This is a genomic window from Colwellia sp. NW0002-52-1 (assembly GCF_057550865.1).
Genome location: NZ_BAAJLU010000008.1, coordinates 1 through 19,934 on the forward strand (window position 1 = coordinate 1; position 19,934 = coordinate 19,934).

Sequence of the window (19,934 nt, forward strand, 5' to 3'; positions counted from 1 at the left end):
CAAGTATCAAAAATTTATGCTGTTTTAAGACGCTTAACTAAACCTTCACTAGCATCTTCTACTAAATCTAACACATATTGAAAACCTTTTGCGCCTCCATAGTAGGGATCAGGCACTTCTGTATCATCAAAGTTTTCAGCATAATCCAAAAACAACTGCATTTTATATTGCAGATCTTGCGGCGCTACCTTCATTAAATCTTGAATATTTTTCTCATCCATAGCCAAAATTAAATCGAATTTTTCAAAATCTTCGCTAGTGACTTTTCGAGCTTTAATTTTATCAAAAGAATACCCTCGAGCAATTCCAGCTTTTTGAGCGCGATGATCTGGCTTTTCACGCGCATGCGAACCAACAGTGCCTGCAGAATCAATAACAAGTGAAAGGCCTTGAGCTTTTTGACGAAATACCGCCTCTGCACTGGGCGACCTACATATATTACCCATGCAGACGAAGAGAACAGATTTAACGCTTTTTAAATCAGCTTGATTGATCACAGAAAAACACCTATTTTTATTTTAAAGTTTCGGTTTATAAAATAGTCATAACACATGAAACTTATTGTATTAGTTAAATTATAATTAACTGACCTAGAGAAGTAATACAACTCATCCTGATTTATTCATCAGGACTCCATCTCGAACACTGCTGTAACATAATTTAATCATAAAACTAGCAAGTGTTAAATTCAAATATATAACGGCACAAACACACACGCAATAACTGTCTTTAATAATATCGTTAACACTCTCTTTCAGATGTCGTAACCGTTATTAAGGTAATAATTAATCTTAATTAATTGCCCAAGTGCCCTGTTTTAATCCAGAATAAGGTATCTTGCTTTACATAGGCTTGATGAATACTTGAATGTGGACTTCTGATCCAAGTACCCGCAGGGTAATGCCCTAATTCATCAATAAGCTCGCCACTAATGATATAAATTTCCTCGCCAATATAATCATCATGTGAAACATATTTTTCTCCTGCCGGCAAAAAAATTAAAGCAACTTTTTCGTTTTCAAACGTATGCAAGGGTTTGATCTTTAAATTACCGCAGCCTGGCAACCATGCTTGCTGAGTTGTATCGATACAAATGCGCTGACTATCTTTAGGTGACATTTGATGTAACTTAACCAACAGTTCACAACCATTGCTGCTAAATGGCGCGTGTTCAAATCCTTTTGGGTTGCGAAAATAAGTGCCTGCTGGGTAGTCCCCTGTTTCATCAGAAAATACTCCTGAAAGCACGAAAATTTCTTCGCCTAAAGGATGACCATGTGAATTAAATTTTGCGCCCGCTTCATATTTAACAATACTGGTTGCATGACCACTTTCACGATTTTCACGCGCAAGTGGTTTTCTTAACACGCCTGGCGATGGGCTTTTCTCCCATGATTTTTTTGATGTATCGATAACAACACGTTGTTTGAAATCCATATTAAACATAGTAATTATTCTCGATTAGAGTTTAAGTATTGACAGATATAATACAAAAAATAGTTAAAGCTAAGGTTAACAAATTCAACAATAATATGGTGAAAATATAGAACATGATTTAGTTTAAAGTTAATAAGTGCCAATATTAAAGTTATGACTAGCATCAACTATTTCTGCTACATTATTATTACTGATGTATAAATATTGATAAAATTAAAAAGTCGATGAACTTTCAGTAACTTTTAAGCTATTATTTTCTTGGATATTTAAGTATTAACGTTAGATATTATATCTATTTAATTACTTACCAAGTATAAACTAAAGAAGAAGCTATATATAATTGCCTAAACGCTTACAGGCACTTTTATACGCTAAACTCGAAAAATGCCTAAAACTGTAGAGATACCCCTGATTATTATTCACTTATAAGAGTATTTAATTTTTGATATTTTCCCAATTAAGTAAAAGAATTTCTACTGCGGTCATTGCCCTAGTTTTACTGGTAATGACCTTTAGCTTTGCGGGTTTAATTCATGATATTGACAAAAAAAATATTAATAGCTTCAACAGCCCTTTTACTATCAACACTAGTTATTACATTGATAAAAGTAATAATGCTTACATTAATTCAGTAATAAGCAATACAGAATTTATCGATAGTAACTTGAGCAGTATTCCTTATGAGCTTGCACAACAAACATACTGGATTAAAATTTCCCTTCATTATCCTATTGGTACGCCAACGTTAACCGCAAAGCAGCAAACAGAAAAACATCAAGAACGAGAGCATGAACAACTTGTATTAATGGCTGAACATAGCATGTTAGAGACTTTTGTTGTTTATGAATTAGGCCCGCTTAATGCGCCGAAAGAGCTCTATTTCAAATCATCAAGTGATCAAAGAACTAGCCAATATGTATACCCTTCTGTAAATCTGCAGCTTAATCACTTTGGATATAGCGAATACTTAATAAAACTAAAAAGCTCGGGGCCACCTAATATACCCTTACAATTATTTAAACCCGATGATTTTGAGCAAAGACTGCTTTTATCTCAGCTAGTTTATGGTGCATTTATCGGCATATTGCTCATTATTGCTATTTATAATTTAGTGTTATTTTTTGCCGGCAAAGATAAAGTTTATTTATTGTATATCGGATATTTAATATCAGCTTTTGCCGTACTTTCATCCTTAACTGGCTTTGGTTACTTTCTGTTTTCAAAGCAGATAATGCATTTCCTTAATCAATACTTGATCTTTAACGACTTTATATTAATTATATTTCTCCTACTCTTTACGCTTTATTTTTTACGGTACGACAAATTAAATCATTGGGCCTTTAAAGCATCGATTGGCTTTGCCGCTATTGTTAGCGTAATTGGTTTATATTCATTATTACTTGATGAATTAACACAAACTAAACTGTTTTTTTCATTACAGCCGCTTTTCTACATTGTGGCGCTTTTTTTGATTTTTAATCGTTTAAAAGAAGATTTTTCTTGGGCGCGTTTTTACTTTTTGTCTTGGTTACCTTTATTAGTTGGCGCGGTTATTCAACCCATGGTGTTGCTAAACCAGCTTGAATATAGTTTTTTAACTGGCCATGCATTTCTTTTTGCCATTATGATTGAAGTTACTTTTATGGCTTTTGCATTAGCTGAACGTATTCGTCGCAGCGAACAAGAAAAATTAACCATCATTGCTTATCATCAAAGTAATCATTTACCCAGACAAACAAACCTAGAGCATAAAATTAATCAACTTTTAACAGAAAACTTTCAAGACTTTACTGTTATTGTGATAAAGCCTGAACAATTTCAACGTATTGAACTTTATATAGATGACCAAACTAAAGTTAAGTTTATTCAACACTTAAATCATAAACTCTCTTCTTTGTTTCGCTTCAATGATGCTGTACTGGATGTTACCGACCAGTTTGAAAAACTGTGTTACTTAGAAAACTGTAGTTTAGCCATGGTGGTTAACAATAAAGAAAACGATCAACATATAAACCTCTTCGTACGATCTATACAACAAGCAGTTCAAGATGTTTACTTAATAAAGAACCTTAAGCTTCCTTTGTCAGCATCCGTTGGTTTAGCTACGTTTTCTCAGCATGGTAGTACAAGTGCTAGTTTAATCAGTAATGCCTCAATTGCTGCTAGTAATGCAGAAATTAGCCAAAGCAAATGGGCATATTATGCTGAAAAAGACAGTAAAAATAGCCCGTCTTCAATAGAGCTTGCCATTGATTTAGAACGCGCTATTACTAATAAAGGTTTTGAATTATTTCATCAGCCGCAGATCGACTTAAAAACCAATAAAGTTTGTAGCAGTGAATGTTTAATACGATGGAATCACCCCGTATTAGGGCCTATTCTCCCCGATACCTTTATTGCTATTGCTGAAGATTTTGGTTTAATGCCTTCGTTAACATTATGGGTCGTCGAAACCGCACTGACTCAACAAGCTGAGTTAACAGAACATACGGGGTTAAACCATATGGTATCAATTAATATCAGTGGTAAAGATCTTATTCAAATTAACTTTATTGATGATATTACAAATATAATCGAACGGTGTGATATAAAAGCTGAAAAAATTATTTTCGAATTAACTGAGTCGATATCATTTGCACAAAATAGTATTGCCATCAATACAATAGAAAAACTTATTGAACTCGGCATTACCATTAGTATTGATGATTTTGGTACAGGTTATTCATCGCTATCTCAAATTAATCAACTCCCCTTTCAAGAGTTAAAAATAGACCGAGAGTTTGTTGAAGACGTTTGTAGCGACATAAAACGTAAAGTTATCGCTGAAACCGCAGTAAAAATGGCAAAAGGCTTAGGTTTAGAGGTCGTTGCAGAAGGCATAAACAGTGCCCAAGATGAAGAAGCACTGAAAGATTTTGGCTGCGATATTGGTCAAGGCTATTATTACGCTAGACCTATGCCTCATGAGCAGTACCTTGACTGGCTAAGCAAGCTTACAAACGGACAAATACCAGCCAGTTTAGAAGGTGAATATATTCCTGCAGAAAAATAGCTAAAAGGCGAATTTATGAAGCTTTAAAACAATTGATTCTCTAGGGTTTTACCATTAACAATATGGCTATAAAGCCAATTGTTTTTGATGAGAATTTTCAACAGATCAATTTCTACATTATTGGCACTTAATGCACTGTTAATTGTTAATAAATATTCTTTATCTTGAGTAATTTCTATCTTTTCGACACTCGGTATTATTGAAAGCTTTGGTATCAGATCTTGATATGCTTGTTTAACTCTTAAGGTAATGTAGCGCGTGTTAACATTGTTATCCTGGGTTTGGTGCTGCTTTAAATACCCACTTTCTAAATATAATACCCGATCACACAAACGTTCCAGTTCATTAAGATCATGCGAGCTTAAGATAAAGTTAACGTTATCTGCATGTTCAGCTACAATGGCCCGAATTTCTTTCGCATTTGCAGGATCTAGGCCTGCAGTGGCTTCATCTAGCATAACAATTTCGGGGCTACCTAATAAAGCTTGTGCTATTGTTGCTCGTTTACGCATGCCATGCGATAACTCAGCTGGCAAACTTTTAGTCGCATCTTGTAATCCCACCATATCTAAAACGCGTAATGTATCAATTTTAGCTTGCTTTGAGCTCATACCCTGTAAACGCGCATAGAAATTCAATTGCATCGCAATAGAAAACCTAGGATCTAACTGAGCATCTTGAGGCAGCGCTGATAAACGTCCAAATAAAGCAGAGTTACCTGGTGAATGTCCCAAAATATTAATGTTGCCTGATGTAGGTTGAATATAGCCACACAACAGACTAAACAAGGTGGTTTTTCCTGCGCCATTTGGCCCTACTAAAGCAACAGGTGCACCGCTTTCTAGCGAAAATTCAACATTATTAAGTGCCGTATTATTGCCATATTTTTTTGTTACTTGCTGAACATCGATAATTAAACTCATAATGAAGCTCGTTTCATAATTAAATGGCTACTAATGAGTAACACAACTGTTTGCACTAAAGGTAATAAGTACTGATTGGCAAAGTCACTACTTTGCGCTAAAACATGACTTATTTGGCCACCTGGAAATATTAAATTCAGGTAAAAATTTTGACCGAATTGATACTCAATGAACACAATCAACAATGGTCCTAAAGCAAAAAATAAAGTAACAAATACAATAGCAAGCCGTGCTGATGATACTAAAGTATTGAGTAAAGTCATGAGTGCAATAAAGGGTAATACTACAATAATTAATTGTATTGATAACTTAATACCAAGCACAACGCTTTCACTCAGCAGCGTAATATCTCGTAAACTTGCTAATAACGTTGTAGCAGCAGCCGTTAACAATATTAATATCGACATGATTAATAGTTGCCCAAAAAATCGGCCAATAATCAGCTCAGCACGTGTGGCACGCAATGTAATAAATCTTAATGTGCCGCGATGTTTGTCTGAACAAAATTGGTCGCTGCAGACCAACAAGGCAAAACTTGGAAAAAAGTATATCGCCACTAACCAATAAATGGTGTATTCAGCAACCGGCCATGCTAATAAAGCAGACAGCCCTAGCGCACCAAATAATTGATTTGCCATACTTTCAAATGAATGCGAGGTAACAATCGATGCAGCTGAACCCACAAAATAGTAAAGAATAATAAACCAGATAGCTGAAAAAGCTAATAACGCCAGTAAGCCGCGTTTAGTTTTAAATAAACGAACTATTTCAAAGGTAATAATATTAAAGAGTCTAGAAAGGTTAAAGTTCAATCGGCACCACTATTTTATAGGTTTAGTAAGTTAATAATGTCTTAAGCAATTAAGCGCAGTAAAGGGTTAGTGAAAGTACCAACCCTATACGCTTTACAAAATAACAATATAGCGAGTAAGTTAAATAACAAACTTAATACGTGGTTTTGCCTCTTTTGAGGTATCTATTTGTGGTTTACAAAATAAAAGCCTCGCTGATGGCACATTAAGCTTCTCCACTAAATGAGCCTTAAACAAATTAACACGTTGTTGTGATATTTTACTTAATAGCGCAATGTTTTCAGGTAAATGAGCTTGTGATGCATCTGTTAACGATAAATCACTCGCCGTTGCTACCGCACAAAGCTTAACATTGATGTTATCTCTATCAGCCAACATCACTGACATTTGTCGGCTAAAATCAAGTTGCTTTTCATTTAATTCAATAGCGGTTGCAGGATAAATTAAATCATTAATTCTGAGTTTAAGCGCAAACTCGCCAGCAGCCATGGCTACTTTCATAACACTGGCATAAGGCACAAAGGTGGTAATTAGGTAGTCTTTGGCGGCCGACATCGTTGCTTGCTTAACCAGTAAGGTTAATAAGCCTGACAAACCAAAAGATGGTGAGCTCGTATCACCTTTAAGTGGTAAAGACAGTTCAACATTACCATCTGAATCTTTTAACATCCCTAAAGCAACATTAAATGGCACACTTAAGCCATCTGTTATTGCACCTCTTTCATTATCATCAGCAGCTGTAAACTCTACACCTCGCAGTAAAACATCAACATCGCCATTAATTTTATTACCCGTTAAACCAGCGTCGATAGTAAGATCGAGTTGACCACTGTCAATTTCGTATTTTAATGCTTGTTTAATATAAGTAGAAATACCTGGTAAGCTCAGCTCTTTAACTTTTGCGTTTAAATTAAATTTTTGCTCTTCAGCAAAAGGCATACCGCGGCCTTTTATATCAAAGCTAGCATAAGTATCACTTTTACCTTTAATATCTAGTACTACTTCTTGCTCTGGCTTACCGGTATCAACATCTGACAGTAATAAATGGGTAATATTGACATTGCGTTCGTAATTTGGCGTAACGCTAGTGTCTTTAAAATCTATTTGGGCATCATCAACTAAGGTAAATTTGCCTAACTTAAATACTTGTTTAACGTTTGTAGCTTCCGGATTTACTACAGAAGTTTCTTTATGAGCTACTTCGACACTATCGTCTACAACGCTATTATCAATAGATTTATTATCTGTTTTTTCATTGCTACTTGGACTAGCTAGCGCAACAAGCGTCGCTAATTGTTTGTCTTTATCGAGTAAAACATTAGCCGCTAGTCCAGACAAACTTACATCGTTAATAGCGATAAACTCCGGGCTATAGTCAATATTATTGATTGATAGACCATTAAATGATGCTAAAGATGGCATATTCTGTTGATGTTTTTTCGAAAATTCACTTGCGGCAACATCTACACTTTCAACTTTTACTTTTGCTTTATTTTCTTGAAAGTTCAAAGCAATATTATTAATTGATACCTGGGTTATATCAGCTAATAAGGCTTCATTTTCAATAGTATTGGCCTTAACATCGTCGATTACTACATTAATCAAGGCATCAATGCTTATTGCCTTATTGGCTGGCATTATAAACGCTAAGTTATGCGTTTGAACCTTTTGGCTTTCAATCGACATGGTAATATTATTTTGATTAATATTAAGCTGCTCTATATTTACCAGCGCATCTTGCATATTAACTGCTGTTTGCTCTTTACTCATCGCAATAGCCAGTGGCGGGCTAAGCTCTACTTTACTATCAGCGTTCACATTTAATGCTTTAGGTAAGGTTTGAAGCGCTAACGTTTGCTGTTTAATTGCAACGGCTAAGTTTTCTTGTTCTAAATGTAATTCGTCTACCGCTATTAACAGTTGTTCAACGTTAATCAATGTTTCTGCATCTTTAAGTAAAACTTTAAACTTACTGCTATGACTCGCCTTGCCTGTTAGCGCTAAAATTTCAGGCGGTAGAAATGCTTTAAGGGTATTTAATTCAATATCTTTTGCGTCAAGTTCAACACTGATAACACCTTGTTGTTGCAACAAGCTTCCATCAACATCTAGCTTAATGGGTGAACCATTTAAATGGCTGAGCAAATTCAATTTAATATCTTGCTCATTTTGTGACAATAAAATGTTCTGTAATGAAAATGAGTCGAGTGCAATATTATGCTTGTGGGAAAAATACAACAATTCTATATTCGCATCAGACAAGTCAAAGCTCGGGACAATAATTTGATAAGGAAAGTTAGCCTTGCTCGACTCTTCTTTAGGCTCAGCTTGATCTGGTGCAGTTTCTTCGCCCATTAATTCAAATCCAGCAATATTGAGCGACGACTCGTTCATTGTCACCGGAATAAATATGCCATTAAGCGAAAATTCTGCGATATAAATTTTATCAAACAGTAGTTGATATAAATGTACCTCAGCGTTGAGACTTTGTAGCTTTAACCTTGTGTTATTTTCATCTGCTTTTACGGCTAAATCATTAATAGTTAAATGTGCAGTAAAGGGGTTATAGCGAATACTTGAGGTATCGGTTAGATACAAAGGCTTAGGTAAACCATAAGCATTAATCGCATACCTTATTATCGTTGGTGACAACAACCAAATCAGCGCATAAATAACAATAAGGCTGATCACTAAAACTTGAACTAGGCGTTTGAAATAACGACCCATACTAAATTCCTATATTTAACAAATAATATCGTAGTAAAAAAATGTTGCGTTTAACCTTAATATCACAATGTTTACATGGTTCAAAAACAAAAAAAGACTATCGTAATATTAGTACGATAGTCTATATTAATGTCCCCGAACAACTTATTCGGCTTTTAACAAATCTATAAACTGTTGTGATTGCTCTATAGCCTGACTCATTTCAGCAACTAAAGATTCAACATCACGTTTTATGGTTTTATATTCGCCTTGCAATGCTCCAATTGCTTGGGCATTTAAATTATGCTTAAGATATAAACTGTTATCTTTTAATGCCGATAAAACAGGAGACATTCTGTCTTTAGCTCGGTGCATAGACTTAATTAATCTTTGGTATGTACGCTCAGTTTCACGTAATTTTTGTTGGCTTTGTTGTTTCAAGCTATTACTTGAGTATTGTTGAATTTCATCATTCCATTCATCAAATAAAGCATCCGCAACACTTTCTATTGCGTCTATACGAGAAGTTACTTCGTCAGCTGAAGCTTGACTTGCTAAGTACTGATCGTTAACTAATTCATACTGCGCTGCTAAATCACCACCATCGTAACTTATCAATTGTGTTAATTGCTCTAAGGCTGATTTAAATTGCACTTGTGCATCTTCTTGTGATGTTTGTGCATCTTCAACTCTGTCGAGCATAATGTCGCGCTTATGTACGCCAACTTTTTCCATGGCAGAATAATAAGCTGACTGACAACCCGCTAATAGCACAAGTGAAACAACAAGAAATGAGAACTTTGAAAACACACTGTTTTGTCTTGTTAAGTTACTCATAAATTATTTCCACTGCTAAATCTTGCGGCGTCAATTATTGCCCATAAATGTGTAATTGCAGCGAAGGCAATCGGGAAAATTAACCACGAAAGACCCCAAAAAATACTCGCAAAAACAAAAAACAATAATGCTGGCAATATACGCCCTTGCACTAATTGTCCTAAGCCGGGAATAAAAAGACTGCAAATCGCGGCTAATACGTTACCGCCAGAACCTTGCTGTGCCATAAAAATCTCCTATTTGTAAAAATACTGTTCAATTTACCGAAAAGTATAGCATTAGATTAAATTGTAAGCTGCTGTTATTAGGTCTTAATATTGTAAAAAAATAAGACACTCTTTTTATTAAGTCGCTATTTACTCTCTAATATCTTTATAAATCGCTTTCGAATGTTTAAGGTTAAAACTAAGTAAATTATTTTTGCCAAATACCTGGCTCAACTTTACCCTGTAGTTGAATATCCTCAGCTTTAAATGCCATGTCTTCGTCAGTTACATTAACAATTTTTCTTTTGTTATTATAGTCTTTGGTTAATGCGACTATCGTCGGTGTTAATTGTACAATTGCAATTACATTAACTAAAGTCATTAGCCCTAAAGCGACATCAGCCATACTCCATACTTGCTTTAAGCTAGCACTTGAGCCCCAAAGCACCATGGCTAAATACATGGTGGTATATAAAGTGCGGCCAATTTTATTATCAAGCTTGAAAAAGTGTAAGTTACTTTCTGCATAGGCATAATTTGCCACAACCGATGTAAATGCGAACAAACTAATCGCCGCTGAAACAAAATACACGCCATTCTCACCTAAATGATGAGTAATCGCACTTTGTGTTACGCGAATACCCTCCATTTCGCCGGTAAAGTTTATATCTGCCAGTAAAATAATAAACGCAGTACAAGTACAAAGTACCATAGTATCTAAAAACACCCCCAACATTTGCACATAACCCTGTGTAACTGGATGGTTAGGTACTGGTCTAGCACTAGCGGCAGCATGTGGCACACTACCTGCACCCGCTTCATTAGAGTATAAACCGCGCTGAATACCATTTTTAATGGCAGCACCTAGCATACCCGCACCCGCTTCTTGTAAACCAAAAGCTGAGGTAATAATGTCGAAAAGCATCGCAGGCACGGCAGTAATATTCATTAAAGTAATAACTATGGCGATTAAAATAAAAGCAATCCCCATAAAAGGGACAATTAACTCGGCAAAACGCGCAATACGCTTAAGCCCACCCAAAACAATAGCGCCGGCCAGTATGGTAATAACCATTCCTGAATATAGGCTTGGAATATTAAACGCATGATTTAAAGAGTCGGCAATTGTATTAGCCTGCATCGCACTGAAACTAAAGCCATAGCCCAAAAATAAACACAATGAAAACAGTATGGCTAACCAACGTTGATTTAGGCCCTTTTGAATATAATAAGCTGGCCCTCCTCGGTATTCTTTATGATCATCACTTACTTTATAAAGTTGCCCTAAAACACTTTCAGCAAAGCCAGTTGCCATGCCCAATAGGGCAATTACCCACATCCAAAATATAGCGCCACTACCACCCAGTGATATAGCAACGGCAACTCCGGCCAAATTACCAGTGCCTACTCGGGCCGACAAACCTATAAACAATGCTTGTAGCGAACTAATACCCGAATTACCGTTGGTATTGTTATCTTTCTTTCCACTTTTTGTTATTACAGAAAACATATGACGAAAGTTGAGGATCTGAATTAACTTCAGCTTATAAGAAAACCAAAAGCCAGCGAATAACAATACATAAATAAGTACTTGCCCTTCACCCCATAAAACATTGTTAATACTCGATACAATTTGTTCGAAATTCATAAATACCGATCCTCATTACTTTTGCCACAGTACAAAAGAAATTTATTGGTTAATTTTTATATAAAAAGGGGAATATTTTATTAAGCTATAAACAGTATAATTAACAGCACACTAAATACAGTTATTTTTCAAATTATCACATTTTAAATAATCGAATAAACAATAGTGACACGGTATTGAAGAAAGACGTACGCAAAGTACGATAAAAGAAAAGTTGGGCATTCAACAAGGCGAACACCCAGAGTTTATTTATTAATTAATAATTATTGTTAAAGCTTTATCCCAAGTGGTTTTAATTTGTAGTTGTTGTGTTGTCTTGTCAAACCAAGCTACATTCACTTGATCAGCTAATTCTTGATGAGTTGCCACTAATTTTACCGTGTTGCCATTAGCACTAACCTTTGTCAAAGCATTTACGAAATAGTGAACCACCATATGCAACTCTCGAGTTTCGGGCATTCCAGAGAAACTACCCTCTTGTTGCAAGTTAAATAACATTTCTTTATTGCTTTGCGTCGCTTTGAAAGTCAATGTTTCAATACTACCATTACTCAAAGAATTCGGATCTTTACCATCGTCATTATACATAACCGCTGTTGATGCTTTAATTGAAGTGTCTGCGTAATAATGCAAGGTTAAGTTGTTAGTATTGTAATCTTTAGTCGATTGCACAGCATCGACCATAGGAATAAATGCTCCTCCTCGCACTAATACCGCTGTTTGCTCTAAAGGTGTCGCTATCGATACCTTTGTATTACCTTGATAGCGCTTATCGTTCCAAAAGTTAAACCACACACCTGCGGGTAAGTTTATATCAAGTTTACGTGCACCTTTATTAGTAACCGGCGTTACCAGTAAAGCATCACCATAAAAATAACTATTTTTTTCATCGATTAAACTTAGGTTATCTTCATCTTCAAAAAACATAGGTCGCATCATTGGCATGCCAGTTAAGCTGTTTTCAATGCTAAGGGAGTATATATAAGGCAATAGCTGATAACGTAACTTAACGTATTCACGTAAAATATCTTTCGTCTCAGTATCATGAAAAACAGGCTCTGGTTTGGCATTTTCTTGGGCATGAGGACGATAAATAGGTTGAAAAACCCCATACTGTAGCCAGCGAATATAAAGCTCTTTATCTATAGCACCATCGCCAGCAAAACCACCTAAATCTGAATGAATATAGCTTAAGCCAAACAGGCTCATTTGTAGGGCTAATTCTACTTGCGGTTTAAAGCCGCCCCAACTTCTATTTACATCACCTGTCCACGGCACCATGCCATAACGTTGTGAGCCAATAAAACCTGAGCGCATTAAAATAAATGGTCGTGTATCAGGTTGAAATTTTTGTAAGCGTTTAAAAACCATTTCAGCCCATTGATGACCATAAACATTATGCACTTCATCACCGGTAACGTTTTCACCATCTAAACGATGTAACCCCTTAGCTGGATGAACTTCTGGCTCGCCTAAGTCGCCCCACCAACCAGCAACACCTTGTTCCGCAAGTTTTTGGTAATATTGCCAAAACCAGTTTTGGCTTTTCTCATCAAACACATCAACTAAACCTGTATTACCGAAATAAAAATCAAATTTTTCAGGCTGTCCTTCGTTATTTTTCATTAAAGCATTATTTTCTAACGCACTTTGCCATTGGCTTGAAGTAGTTAAAATAAAGGGCTCGGTGATCATTATGGTATTAACACCTTCGGCTTTAAAATCTTTGATCATGTCAACTGGCGTTGGAAATGCCTTTTTGTCCCAAGTTAAATTACCCATGTGACCTTTAATATCAGGGCCGAACCAATATAAATCAAACACGATAGCATCAAGCGGAAAGTCTTCATCATGATACTTTTGTACAACGCCACGAGCTTCTTTTTCAGTATGATAACCAAAGCGACTAGCAATATTGCCTAAGCTCCAACGAGGTGGTAAGGGTTGTTTGCCGCTAACGTCAACCAGGTTTTCGATCAAGTTAGGATAGCTGTCACCAGCAATAATTAAATATGACGTGCGACCACCAATGGCGCTAAATTGCAATATATCTGCTTCGTCATGTGCTATATCAAGCTCACCCTTTGTTGAGTTATCAAAAACAATAATATATTTATTACTCGACATAATTGCTGGCAAACCATAATACATTTGGTTTGACTCGGTTTCATAACCATAATGTGCACGGTTATATAAAGGCATTTTTTGTCCGCGACGATCCATACCCAACACTCGCTGACCACCACCTAATATTTTTTCCTGTGGCTGTAACTTAAAACGAAAACCAAGTGTAAATCCTGCTGCGAGCTCATCATTTTTATCTTCGTCTTCAACACTAGCACTAATATTTACCTCTGAAGTTACCCCTGTCTTTACTTTAGAAATTGATGCGAGCGCTGAAGCAAGTGTTGAGCTAGAAGTAGAATCAGCAACGGGCTCTACTTTTACATTAGAAGCTATCACCTGTTGCTGCTTATTAAAAAAGCCAATTTCTTCAGCAGCGATATAATCACCATTAGGTTTTGTATAATGAATATTAAAAGGAGATTTATTGATAATTGCCACTAACGACTGGCTACTTAGCGCTAACTGTTTAGCCGACTCAACCAGCGTTAAATTTATCTTGTGTTCTGTATTTGCTACGTTAGATTTATCAATAGCAAAAGACGGTAATTGTTTAACACCCATTGGCTGATAAACCACCTCAAAAACAGACGACTTAAGCGCATTAATTTCAAGCGTAACGTCATCAGTTGTTATTTTTAAAGTATTTCCAACTAACTGATGATCAACATAATTGCGCGCTAAACTCTGCCAGCTGCAAAAAACCATGAGTAAAGCTAAACAATAAGCAACCTTAGACGCTTGTGTTGGTTTACATACGAAAATATAGTTTTTCATTATGGGTTACCCGCCTGTAGTTGAAAAACAAACGAGCCAAGTGGTGCAATATTAATGTTAATTTCAGCGCTATTATCAAGGTTGACTTTAAATGTATTTTTATTGTCATAAAGTAAATCAACTAATGGGTATTCACCTTGAGGTAATTGCCACTGTTTTACTATATCGGCGGGTAAATGCAGCGTATATTGATAGTTATTTCTTTCATCAAAATTACTAACAATAATCAACTGCTCTTGGCCTTGCCATCGTACAAAAGAAAATTGCTTATGATTGTAGTTAGTTAACAGCTGTCGGTTATGAGCATGTATGCTTTTGTAACTGCCTAGCATGGCACTGTTTTGTGCTGAAATGGTCATTAATCGCTGATAAAAATCCCTTAAACTCAACTCACTTTCAGTTAATTTTCCGCCATCAAAAAGCCCGCCATTCATCCAACGTTGATGTGCAGGTACACCAGCATAATCAAAAATACTCGTGCGACTTGGGTCGCCAAAACCTGTTTCTTCACTGCCGTCTTCACCAACTTCTTGACCAAAATATATCATGGTTGGTGAACGACTGATTAACGCAGAAGCCACCATGGCAGGTTTAGCTTTTTCAGCACTACCGGCAAAGCCTGGGCTGGCAATTCTTTGTTCGTCATGATTTTCTAAAAAGTGCAATAAATGTTGTTCTATATCACGGTATCTTTGCTGAATATTCGCTAAATCGTCAGTATTGCCATGACCTTGCATTATGTCTTTTAAACGATCATAAAAATCCACTTTATCGTATAGATAATCCATTTTTCCGAGCTGAATATAATCTCGATATTGTTTGGGGTTATAAACTTCAGCTAATATAAATGCATCTTGATTAGTCATTTTTATCGCAGAATTTAAATAACTCCAAAACTCTACCGGCACCATTTCAGCCATATCATAGCGAAAACCATCAACCCCTTTTGCTAACCAAAATTGTGTAATATCTCGAAATTTTACCCATGAATTAGGCACGTTTTTATTTTGCCAAAATTCACTATGAGCTTGCACGTTTTTAAATCGGTAAGATTCTGGTAATTTTGCAAAGCTATAACTACCGTCAGGCTTAACACCATAATTAACTTTAACCGTTTCATACCAATCATTAATATTAGGTTGGGCAGCTCTTGAACCATTACCGGTCCATTTTGCCGGTGACTCTTCAAAATTGCCATCAGCCAAAGGATGATTTTCACCGCCAAGTGGCGCGTATCCGTTAGCAGAGGTTGGCACCTTAAAGTCTTGGCCAACCACATAATAGAAGTCATTACTTGCAGAATACTCAAGCGTTTTATCATCATCTTGACCAAAATCTCGAACGCCAGCAGGTTTACCTAAAGATTGATAGTCACGAGCAATATGGTTTGGCACAATATCAATTATCACTTTCATGCCGTGTTGATGAGTTCTAGCAATTAACGCTTCAAATTCTTGCATGCGTTGGGCCGGATTATCGGCCAAATCAGGATTCACACTATAATAATCTTTTACAGAATAAGGTGATCCCGCACGACCTTTCACTACATCGGGATCATCATTTTTAATACCAAAAGCAGTATAGTCACCAATCAAGGCATGGTGCGGCACGCCGGTGTACCAAATATGGCTAACACCTAACTCTTTTATTCCCAATAGTGCCGTATCAGTAAAATCACTAAATTTACCGACACCATTCTCAGCAATAGTCCCCCAAGGCTTATTTGTAGTATTTGTATTACCAAACAACCGAGTGAATACTTGATAAACAACAGGCTTACCTGTTGAAACAGGTGTAATCACTGTCGTACATGGTGTATTAACATTGACTTTATTTGCCCTGTTCGATTCTTCGCTATCAAAAGAGCAAGCCGCGAGCAGGCTAGTAAGTATTACACTTGAAGTTGTTATCTTTAAAGTTGATGCCGGTAACAATTTATATAACCAATGAGCCATTTCAAAATCCCAAACATTAAAGCTGCCGGTTTAAATTCAACATTAAAGTGTTGGCAGCAACATAGACAATATTTCGAGAGTACACATTAAATTGCCTGCTGACCAACTGCATACGAATTCATAAAGTAATTATTTTTTTCTTGCTCGTATCATTATTTGATCAATGTTAAGTGCTGATATTAAGCTTATAAAATAAAGTTTTAGATGCATTGCATAAAATTCCAGACAAAAAAAAGCCAGTGTGATGTTTATCACACTGGCTTTTTCAAAATAATATATTTATTCGTAAGAGCGTTCTAACCAAGCAATTTGCATTTTTAGATCGTCAATTTCAGCGTTGGCGGCTATTAACTGTTGATCAATAGTTTTTGACATGCCATTAGCAGTCTCGCTAGGCTCTATTACATTTACTGTTTCTTCATGAGCCATAATGCTCTCCTCGATTACGTTGCAACACATGTATTATTACATAACAAGTTTCATTTTACTTGTAATATTTCAAAATAAATTTCATAACGAAAGAAATGCAAATAAATAAACGACAAAACGAAAGGTTAAATAGCGAAAATGAAACAAATATTTGATGAGGTTTATAGGTGTCGGTTACTTATAAGCCGATATGACGAATCTTACGATAACTTTCACAATGGCTTTCACAACAACTTTTTATATAACGTTTATGAAACTTTTATATTCGCGTTTAAAATTAATTTTTGTAATATCCCTGGTAACTATTTTATGCTCTGAACTAAGCAACAATTGATTTAAGCATCAACAGTCCCCATAAAAGTAAAACAATTTTCAGTACAAATTCTTATGCGCTTATTAAAATCAACTCAAGTTACAAATTTACACTCCAATATTGCTAATAGCTTCACTCGCAAAGCAACGCGTGCAATTGTGCTAAATGGTGAAAGTATCCTACTGCTTTATACTCAGCGATATCACGACTACAGTTTACCCGGCGGAGGTATTGATGAAGGCGAAGACAATATTACGGGGTTAATTCGTGAACTACGTGAAGAAACCGGCGCGCAAAATGTTACCAATATAAAAGCATTTGGCTGTTATGAGGAGTACCGCAATTGGTATAAAGCAGATTATGACGTTATGCACATGCTTTCTTATTGTTATACCTGCGACATAGATCAAGAGCTTTTGACACCCGAATTTGAAGCTCATGAATTACAAAATGGTATGCAACCGTTATGGATGAATATTCATAAAGCTATTGAGCACAATGAGTTGGTGATAAAAAGTAGTGACAAAAAAGGCTTGTCAATTGAGCGAGAAACTTATTTATTAAAACGTATTGTTGCAGAGTTACTTTAATTCAAAACTATCTAAACTAAGATAAAACCAGTTTACACAGTATTTAAATGTTTAAATTTGAAAATACATTAACCCCACCGCTAGCTAACGAGTTATGTAGGCAATATTAAGCCTCTATTAAAGCGTTAATGACTATGCATTCTCTTTATGTTCAAAGCCTGAAGCAAATTTAAAAACCTACCACTAAAGTTTTAAATTGCCCTACTTTGTTTTATATAGACCTAAAAAAACCAGTTAACGAATTAACTGGTTTTATATTCTACAAAGCCACTTATTTTAGGAAAGTCAGTTTAGCCAGAGTGAGCAAAAAATACTTAAGCTAAGACATTTTAAATCTCATATGACTTAAAAAAAAATTACCTAACTAATAGCTTACTTATCAGCGCGGCCCATAAACTTGCGTTCTTCGGTATTCACTTTAATCTTATCACCTGTAGAAATGTGCTCAGGTACTTGTACTGTTAAGCCAGTAGATAAAATAGCAGGCTTAGTTCTAGCTGTAGCCGAACCACCTTTAATTGACGGGTCTGTTTCGCTAATAACCAACTCAACACTTGAAGGTAAATCAATTGCTACCGGTACACCATCAACAATAATTACTTGTAAACCTTGAGTTTCTTCATTAATGAACAAAACTTCTTCAGCAATTGTCGATTGATTTAAGTTATAAGGTGTATAGTCTTCATTATCCATGAAAACATACTCTTCGCCATCAACATAAGAAAACATTGCTGCACGACGAGTTAAATCAGCAAAGCTAAGCATGTCTTCAGCTTTAAATGTTTCATCAACTTTGCCGCCAGTAACAACATCGTACATGCGCATTCTGTATAAGCTACCACCTGCGCGACCTTGCGGTACTGAACGCTCAATATCTCTAACAATCATTACTTTACCGTTATACTCGATCGCGGCATTCTTTTTTATATCACTAGCTTTTGGCATTAAAACCATCCTCATTTAATTTATGCAGGAAAAATAACATGAATAACTTATTATGCAAGATAATATCGGCTAATTTCACAGTTTATAGGGCCATTAAGTAATTTAATGCACCAGTAATAACCGCAACTTGAGCAAGTATACATATTTCATCATTTGTACTTGGGCTGTCTGGATAAACTTCTGTTGTTGTTACATAAGGTGCATTAGTTAAGCCCATACATAACCCTAATTCACGCGCAGCATAATTTATTACGCCCACTTGCGATAAAGGTACGCCAATCAATTTACCGTCATCGTCTGCAGGTGCAATATGAGTTACTTTTTCAACTGAATTAATAATAGCTTTTTGAAAATCATTTTGCGGCTTAGTGCTATCACCCACTAAATAAAAACCATCGGGAATATTCCAGTTTTTTTGCTCTATAGCATCTCTAGCCGCTAGTGCTGGTCTAAACTCACTGTTATCAGTATCTGTAGTTTCATGTAAATCAATGTGCGCTAAAAAATCAATATCTAAAGTTTTAATATATTGAAAAACCGCAGAAGACTCTTGTGCAGGGCTGTTTTCATAAAAAGAGCGATTAGGATCTACTGTTAACGGGTTCCAACGATTTATGGTTTCAAATCCCCATGGGCTAATACAAGGCAATACGACAAAATTAAAGTCAGCTTGAAATGGCTTAGCAGCTGTTTGAAGGAAACGAATAGTGCCTAAAACACCACTGGTTTCGTAACCATGAACACCGCCGGTTATCAAAATAGTGGGTTTATCGTCTTTCCATTCTAGTGATTTAAGCGCATATAAAGGATAATTTTCAGCGTCATACAGCAAACTACCATATTGCTCAATAACATAATCCTCATTTAAGCTATCTAACTGTGTAACAACAAGTTCAAAGTAACTGCGTTTTTTCTTCTGCTGCTGAAACCATATTTCTTTATCGCCTTCTGTCCACTTTTTTCCTAACTCACCAATCGGATATGCCGCTTCTGTATTCATATAACTACCTAAATAAGTATTTCGTTTTGTACAATTATAAATTCTATTATAGCGCTGAAGTATAACAATCAAATAGCTCTAATAAGATAAATATATACATGCTTAATAAATGAATAACGATGTTAAAAATAAATAAGACATCGTTTTTAAAAACGTAGCTGAATAGTTACACTTTCTTTC

The 19,934-nt window shown here is 35.8% G+C and carries 15 protein-coding genes; 2 read left to right on the forward strand and 13 right to left on the reverse strand.

The genetic code is table 11. The annotated features are described in order from the left end of the window. Positions 1-14 precede the first annotated feature (14 nt). Both AC27H3_RS09575 and AC27H3_RS09580 read right to left on the reverse strand, forming a co-directional pair. Positions 15-497 (reverse strand): low molecular weight protein-tyrosine-phosphatase, encoded by a 483-nt coding sequence (locus tag AC27H3_RS09575; RefSeq protein ID WP_487105705.1) that lies wholly within the window; start codon positions 495-497, stop codon positions 15-17. A 298-nt stretch (positions 498-795) separates the two neighbouring features. After that, positions 796-1,446 (reverse strand): cupin domain-containing protein, encoded by a 651-nt coding sequence (locus AC27H3_RS09580; protein ID WP_487105707.1) that lies wholly within the window; start codon positions 1,444-1,446, stop codon positions 796-798. Positions 1,447-1,879: 433 nt separating this feature from the next. On the opposite strand from AC27H3_RS09580, the gene AC27H3_RS09585 reads away from it, so the two are divergent. Next, positions 1,880-4,489 carry an EAL domain-containing protein gene (locus AC27H3_RS09585; RefSeq protein ID WP_487105709.1) on the forward strand — a complete coding sequence of 870 codons (2,610 nt, stop codon included), beginning with the start codon at positions 1,880-1,882 and terminating at the stop codon, positions 4,487-4,489. Between the two features lie 23 nt (positions 4,490-4,512). On the opposite strand, the gene AC27H3_RS09590 is transcribed toward AC27H3_RS09585, so the two are convergent. The 9 genes from AC27H3_RS09590 to AC27H3_RS09630 all read right to left on the reverse strand — a co-directional run bounded on the left by AC27H3_RS09590 (position 4,513) and on the right by AC27H3_RS09630 (position 16,906). Further along, positions 4,513-5,412 (reverse strand): ABC transporter ATP-binding protein, encoded by a 900-nt coding sequence (locus AC27H3_RS09590; protein ID WP_487105711.1) that lies wholly within the window; start codon positions 5,410-5,412, stop codon positions 4,513-4,515. Beyond that, on the reverse strand, positions 5,409-6,224 hold the full coding sequence (locus tag AC27H3_RS09595) for a hypothetical protein (protein ID WP_487105713.1): 816 nt from the start codon (positions 6,222-6,224) through the stop codon (positions 5,409-5,411). Before AC27H3_RS09595 ends, AC27H3_RS09590 begins: the two co-directional genes overlap by 4 nt. Positions 6,225-6,344: 120 nt before the next feature. Next, the gene (locus AC27H3_RS09600; RefSeq protein ID WP_487105715.1) at positions 6,345-8,951 is read right to left on the reverse strand and encodes a DUF748 domain-containing protein; all 2,607 of its coding nucleotides are present in this window, start codon (positions 8,949-8,951) and stop codon (positions 6,345-6,347) included. Positions 8,952-9,095: 144 nt separating this feature from the next. Next, positions 9,096-9,767, reverse strand: a complete 672-nt coding sequence (locus tag AC27H3_RS09605) for a DUF2959 domain-containing protein (protein WP_487105717.1) — start codon at positions 9,765-9,767, stop codon at positions 9,096-9,098. Continuing rightward, complete coding sequence (locus AC27H3_RS09610) at positions 9,764-9,994, reverse strand: hypothetical protein (RefSeq protein WP_085306241.1); 231 nt, start codon at positions 9,992-9,994, stop codon at positions 9,764-9,766. Before AC27H3_RS09610 ends, AC27H3_RS09605 begins: the two co-directional genes overlap by 4 nt. 187 nt (positions 9,995-10,181) lie before the next feature. Next, positions 10,182-11,621 (reverse strand): alanine/glycine:cation symporter family protein, encoded by a 1,440-nt coding sequence (locus AC27H3_RS09615; protein ID WP_487105719.1) that lies wholly within the window; start codon positions 11,619-11,621, stop codon positions 10,182-10,184. Between the two features lie 252 nt (positions 11,622-11,873). Further along, entirely contained in the window at positions 11,874-14,522 is a 2,649-nt protein-coding gene (locus AC27H3_RS09620; RefSeq protein WP_487105721.1) for a glycoside hydrolase family 31 protein, read from the reverse strand. Further along, entirely contained in the window at positions 14,522-16,477 is a 1,956-nt protein-coding gene (locus tag AC27H3_RS09625; RefSeq protein WP_487105723.1) for an alpha-amylase family glycosyl hydrolase, read from the reverse strand. Before AC27H3_RS09625 ends, AC27H3_RS09620 begins: the two co-directional genes overlap by 1 nt. 279 nt (positions 16,478-16,756) lie before the next feature. Continuing rightward, on the reverse strand, positions 16,757-16,906 hold the full coding sequence (locus AC27H3_RS09630; protein ID WP_198946950.1) for a hypothetical protein: 150 nt from the start codon (positions 16,904-16,906) through the stop codon (positions 16,757-16,759). A 387-nt stretch (positions 16,907-17,293) separates the two neighbouring features. Here AC27H3_RS09630 and AC27H3_RS09635 point away from each other — a divergent pair, with 387 nt between their 5' ends. Beyond that, positions 17,294-17,809, forward strand: a complete 516-nt coding sequence (locus AC27H3_RS09635; RefSeq protein ID WP_487105725.1) for an NUDIX hydrolase — start codon at positions 17,294-17,296, stop codon at positions 17,807-17,809. Between the two features lie 372 nt (positions 17,810-18,181). On the opposite strand, the gene efpL is transcribed toward AC27H3_RS09635, so the two are convergent. Both efpL and AC27H3_RS09645 read right to left on the reverse strand, forming a co-directional pair. After that, positions 18,182-18,754 carry an elongation factor P-like protein EfpL gene (gene efpL / locus AC27H3_RS09640; protein WP_273312518.1) on the reverse strand — a complete coding sequence of 191 codons (573 nt, stop codon included), beginning with the start codon at positions 18,752-18,754 and terminating at the stop codon, positions 18,182-18,184. Positions 18,755-18,836: 82 nt separating this feature from the next. Beyond that, on the reverse strand, positions 18,837-19,754 hold the full coding sequence (locus tag AC27H3_RS09645) for a M14 family metallopeptidase (protein WP_487105727.1): 918 nt from the start codon (positions 19,752-19,754) through the stop codon (positions 18,837-18,839). Between the last annotated feature and the right edge of the window lie 180 nt (positions 19,755-19,934).

Excerpts from the sequence above, each read along its gene's own strand:
- AC27H3_RS09620 (WP_487105721.1), bottom strand. The coding sequence starts at position 14,522 with ATGAAAAACTATATTTTCGTATGTAAACCAACACAAGCGTCTAAGGTT.
- AC27H3_RS09625 (WP_487105723.1), bottom strand. The coding sequence starts at position 16,477 with ATGGCTCATTGGTTATATAAATTGTTACCGGCATCAACTTTAAAGATA.
- AC27H3_RS09610 (WP_085306241.1), bottom strand. The coding sequence starts at position 9,994 with ATGGCACAGCAAGGTTCTGGCGGTAACGTATTAGCCGCGATTTGCAGT.
- efpL (WP_273312518.1), bottom strand. The coding sequence starts at position 18,754 with ATGCCAAAAGCTAGTGATATAAAAAAGAATGCCGCGATCGAGTATAAC.
- AC27H3_RS09630 (WP_198946950.1), bottom strand. The coding sequence starts at position 16,906 with ATGGCTCATGAAGAAACAGTAAATGTAATAGAGCCTAGCGAGACTGCT.
- AC27H3_RS09580 (WP_487105707.1), bottom strand. The coding sequence starts at position 1,446 with ATGTTTAATATGGATTTCAAACAACGTGTTGTTATCGATACATCAAAA.
- AC27H3_RS09645 (WP_487105727.1), bottom strand. The coding sequence starts at position 19,754 with ATGAATACAGAAGCGGCATATCCGATTGGTGAGTTAGGAAAAAAGTGG.
- AC27H3_RS09590 (WP_487105711.1), bottom strand. The coding sequence starts at position 5,412 with ATGAGTTTAATTATCGATGTTCAGCAAGTAACAAAAAAATATGGCAAT.
- AC27H3_RS09605 (WP_487105717.1), bottom strand. The coding sequence starts at position 9,767 with ATGAGTAACTTAACAAGACAAAACAGTGTGTTTTCAAAGTTCTCATTT.
- AC27H3_RS09615 (WP_487105719.1), bottom strand. The coding sequence starts at position 11,621 with ATGAATTTCGAACAAATTGTATCGAGTATTAACAATGTTTTATGGGGT.
- AC27H3_RS09600 (WP_487105715.1), bottom strand. The coding sequence starts at position 8,951 with ATGGGTCGTTATTTCAAACGCCTAGTTCAAGTTTTAGTGATCAGCCTT.
- AC27H3_RS09635 (WP_487105725.1), top strand. The coding sequence starts at position 17,294 with ATGCGCTTATTAAAATCAACTCAAGTTACAAATTTACACTCCAATATT.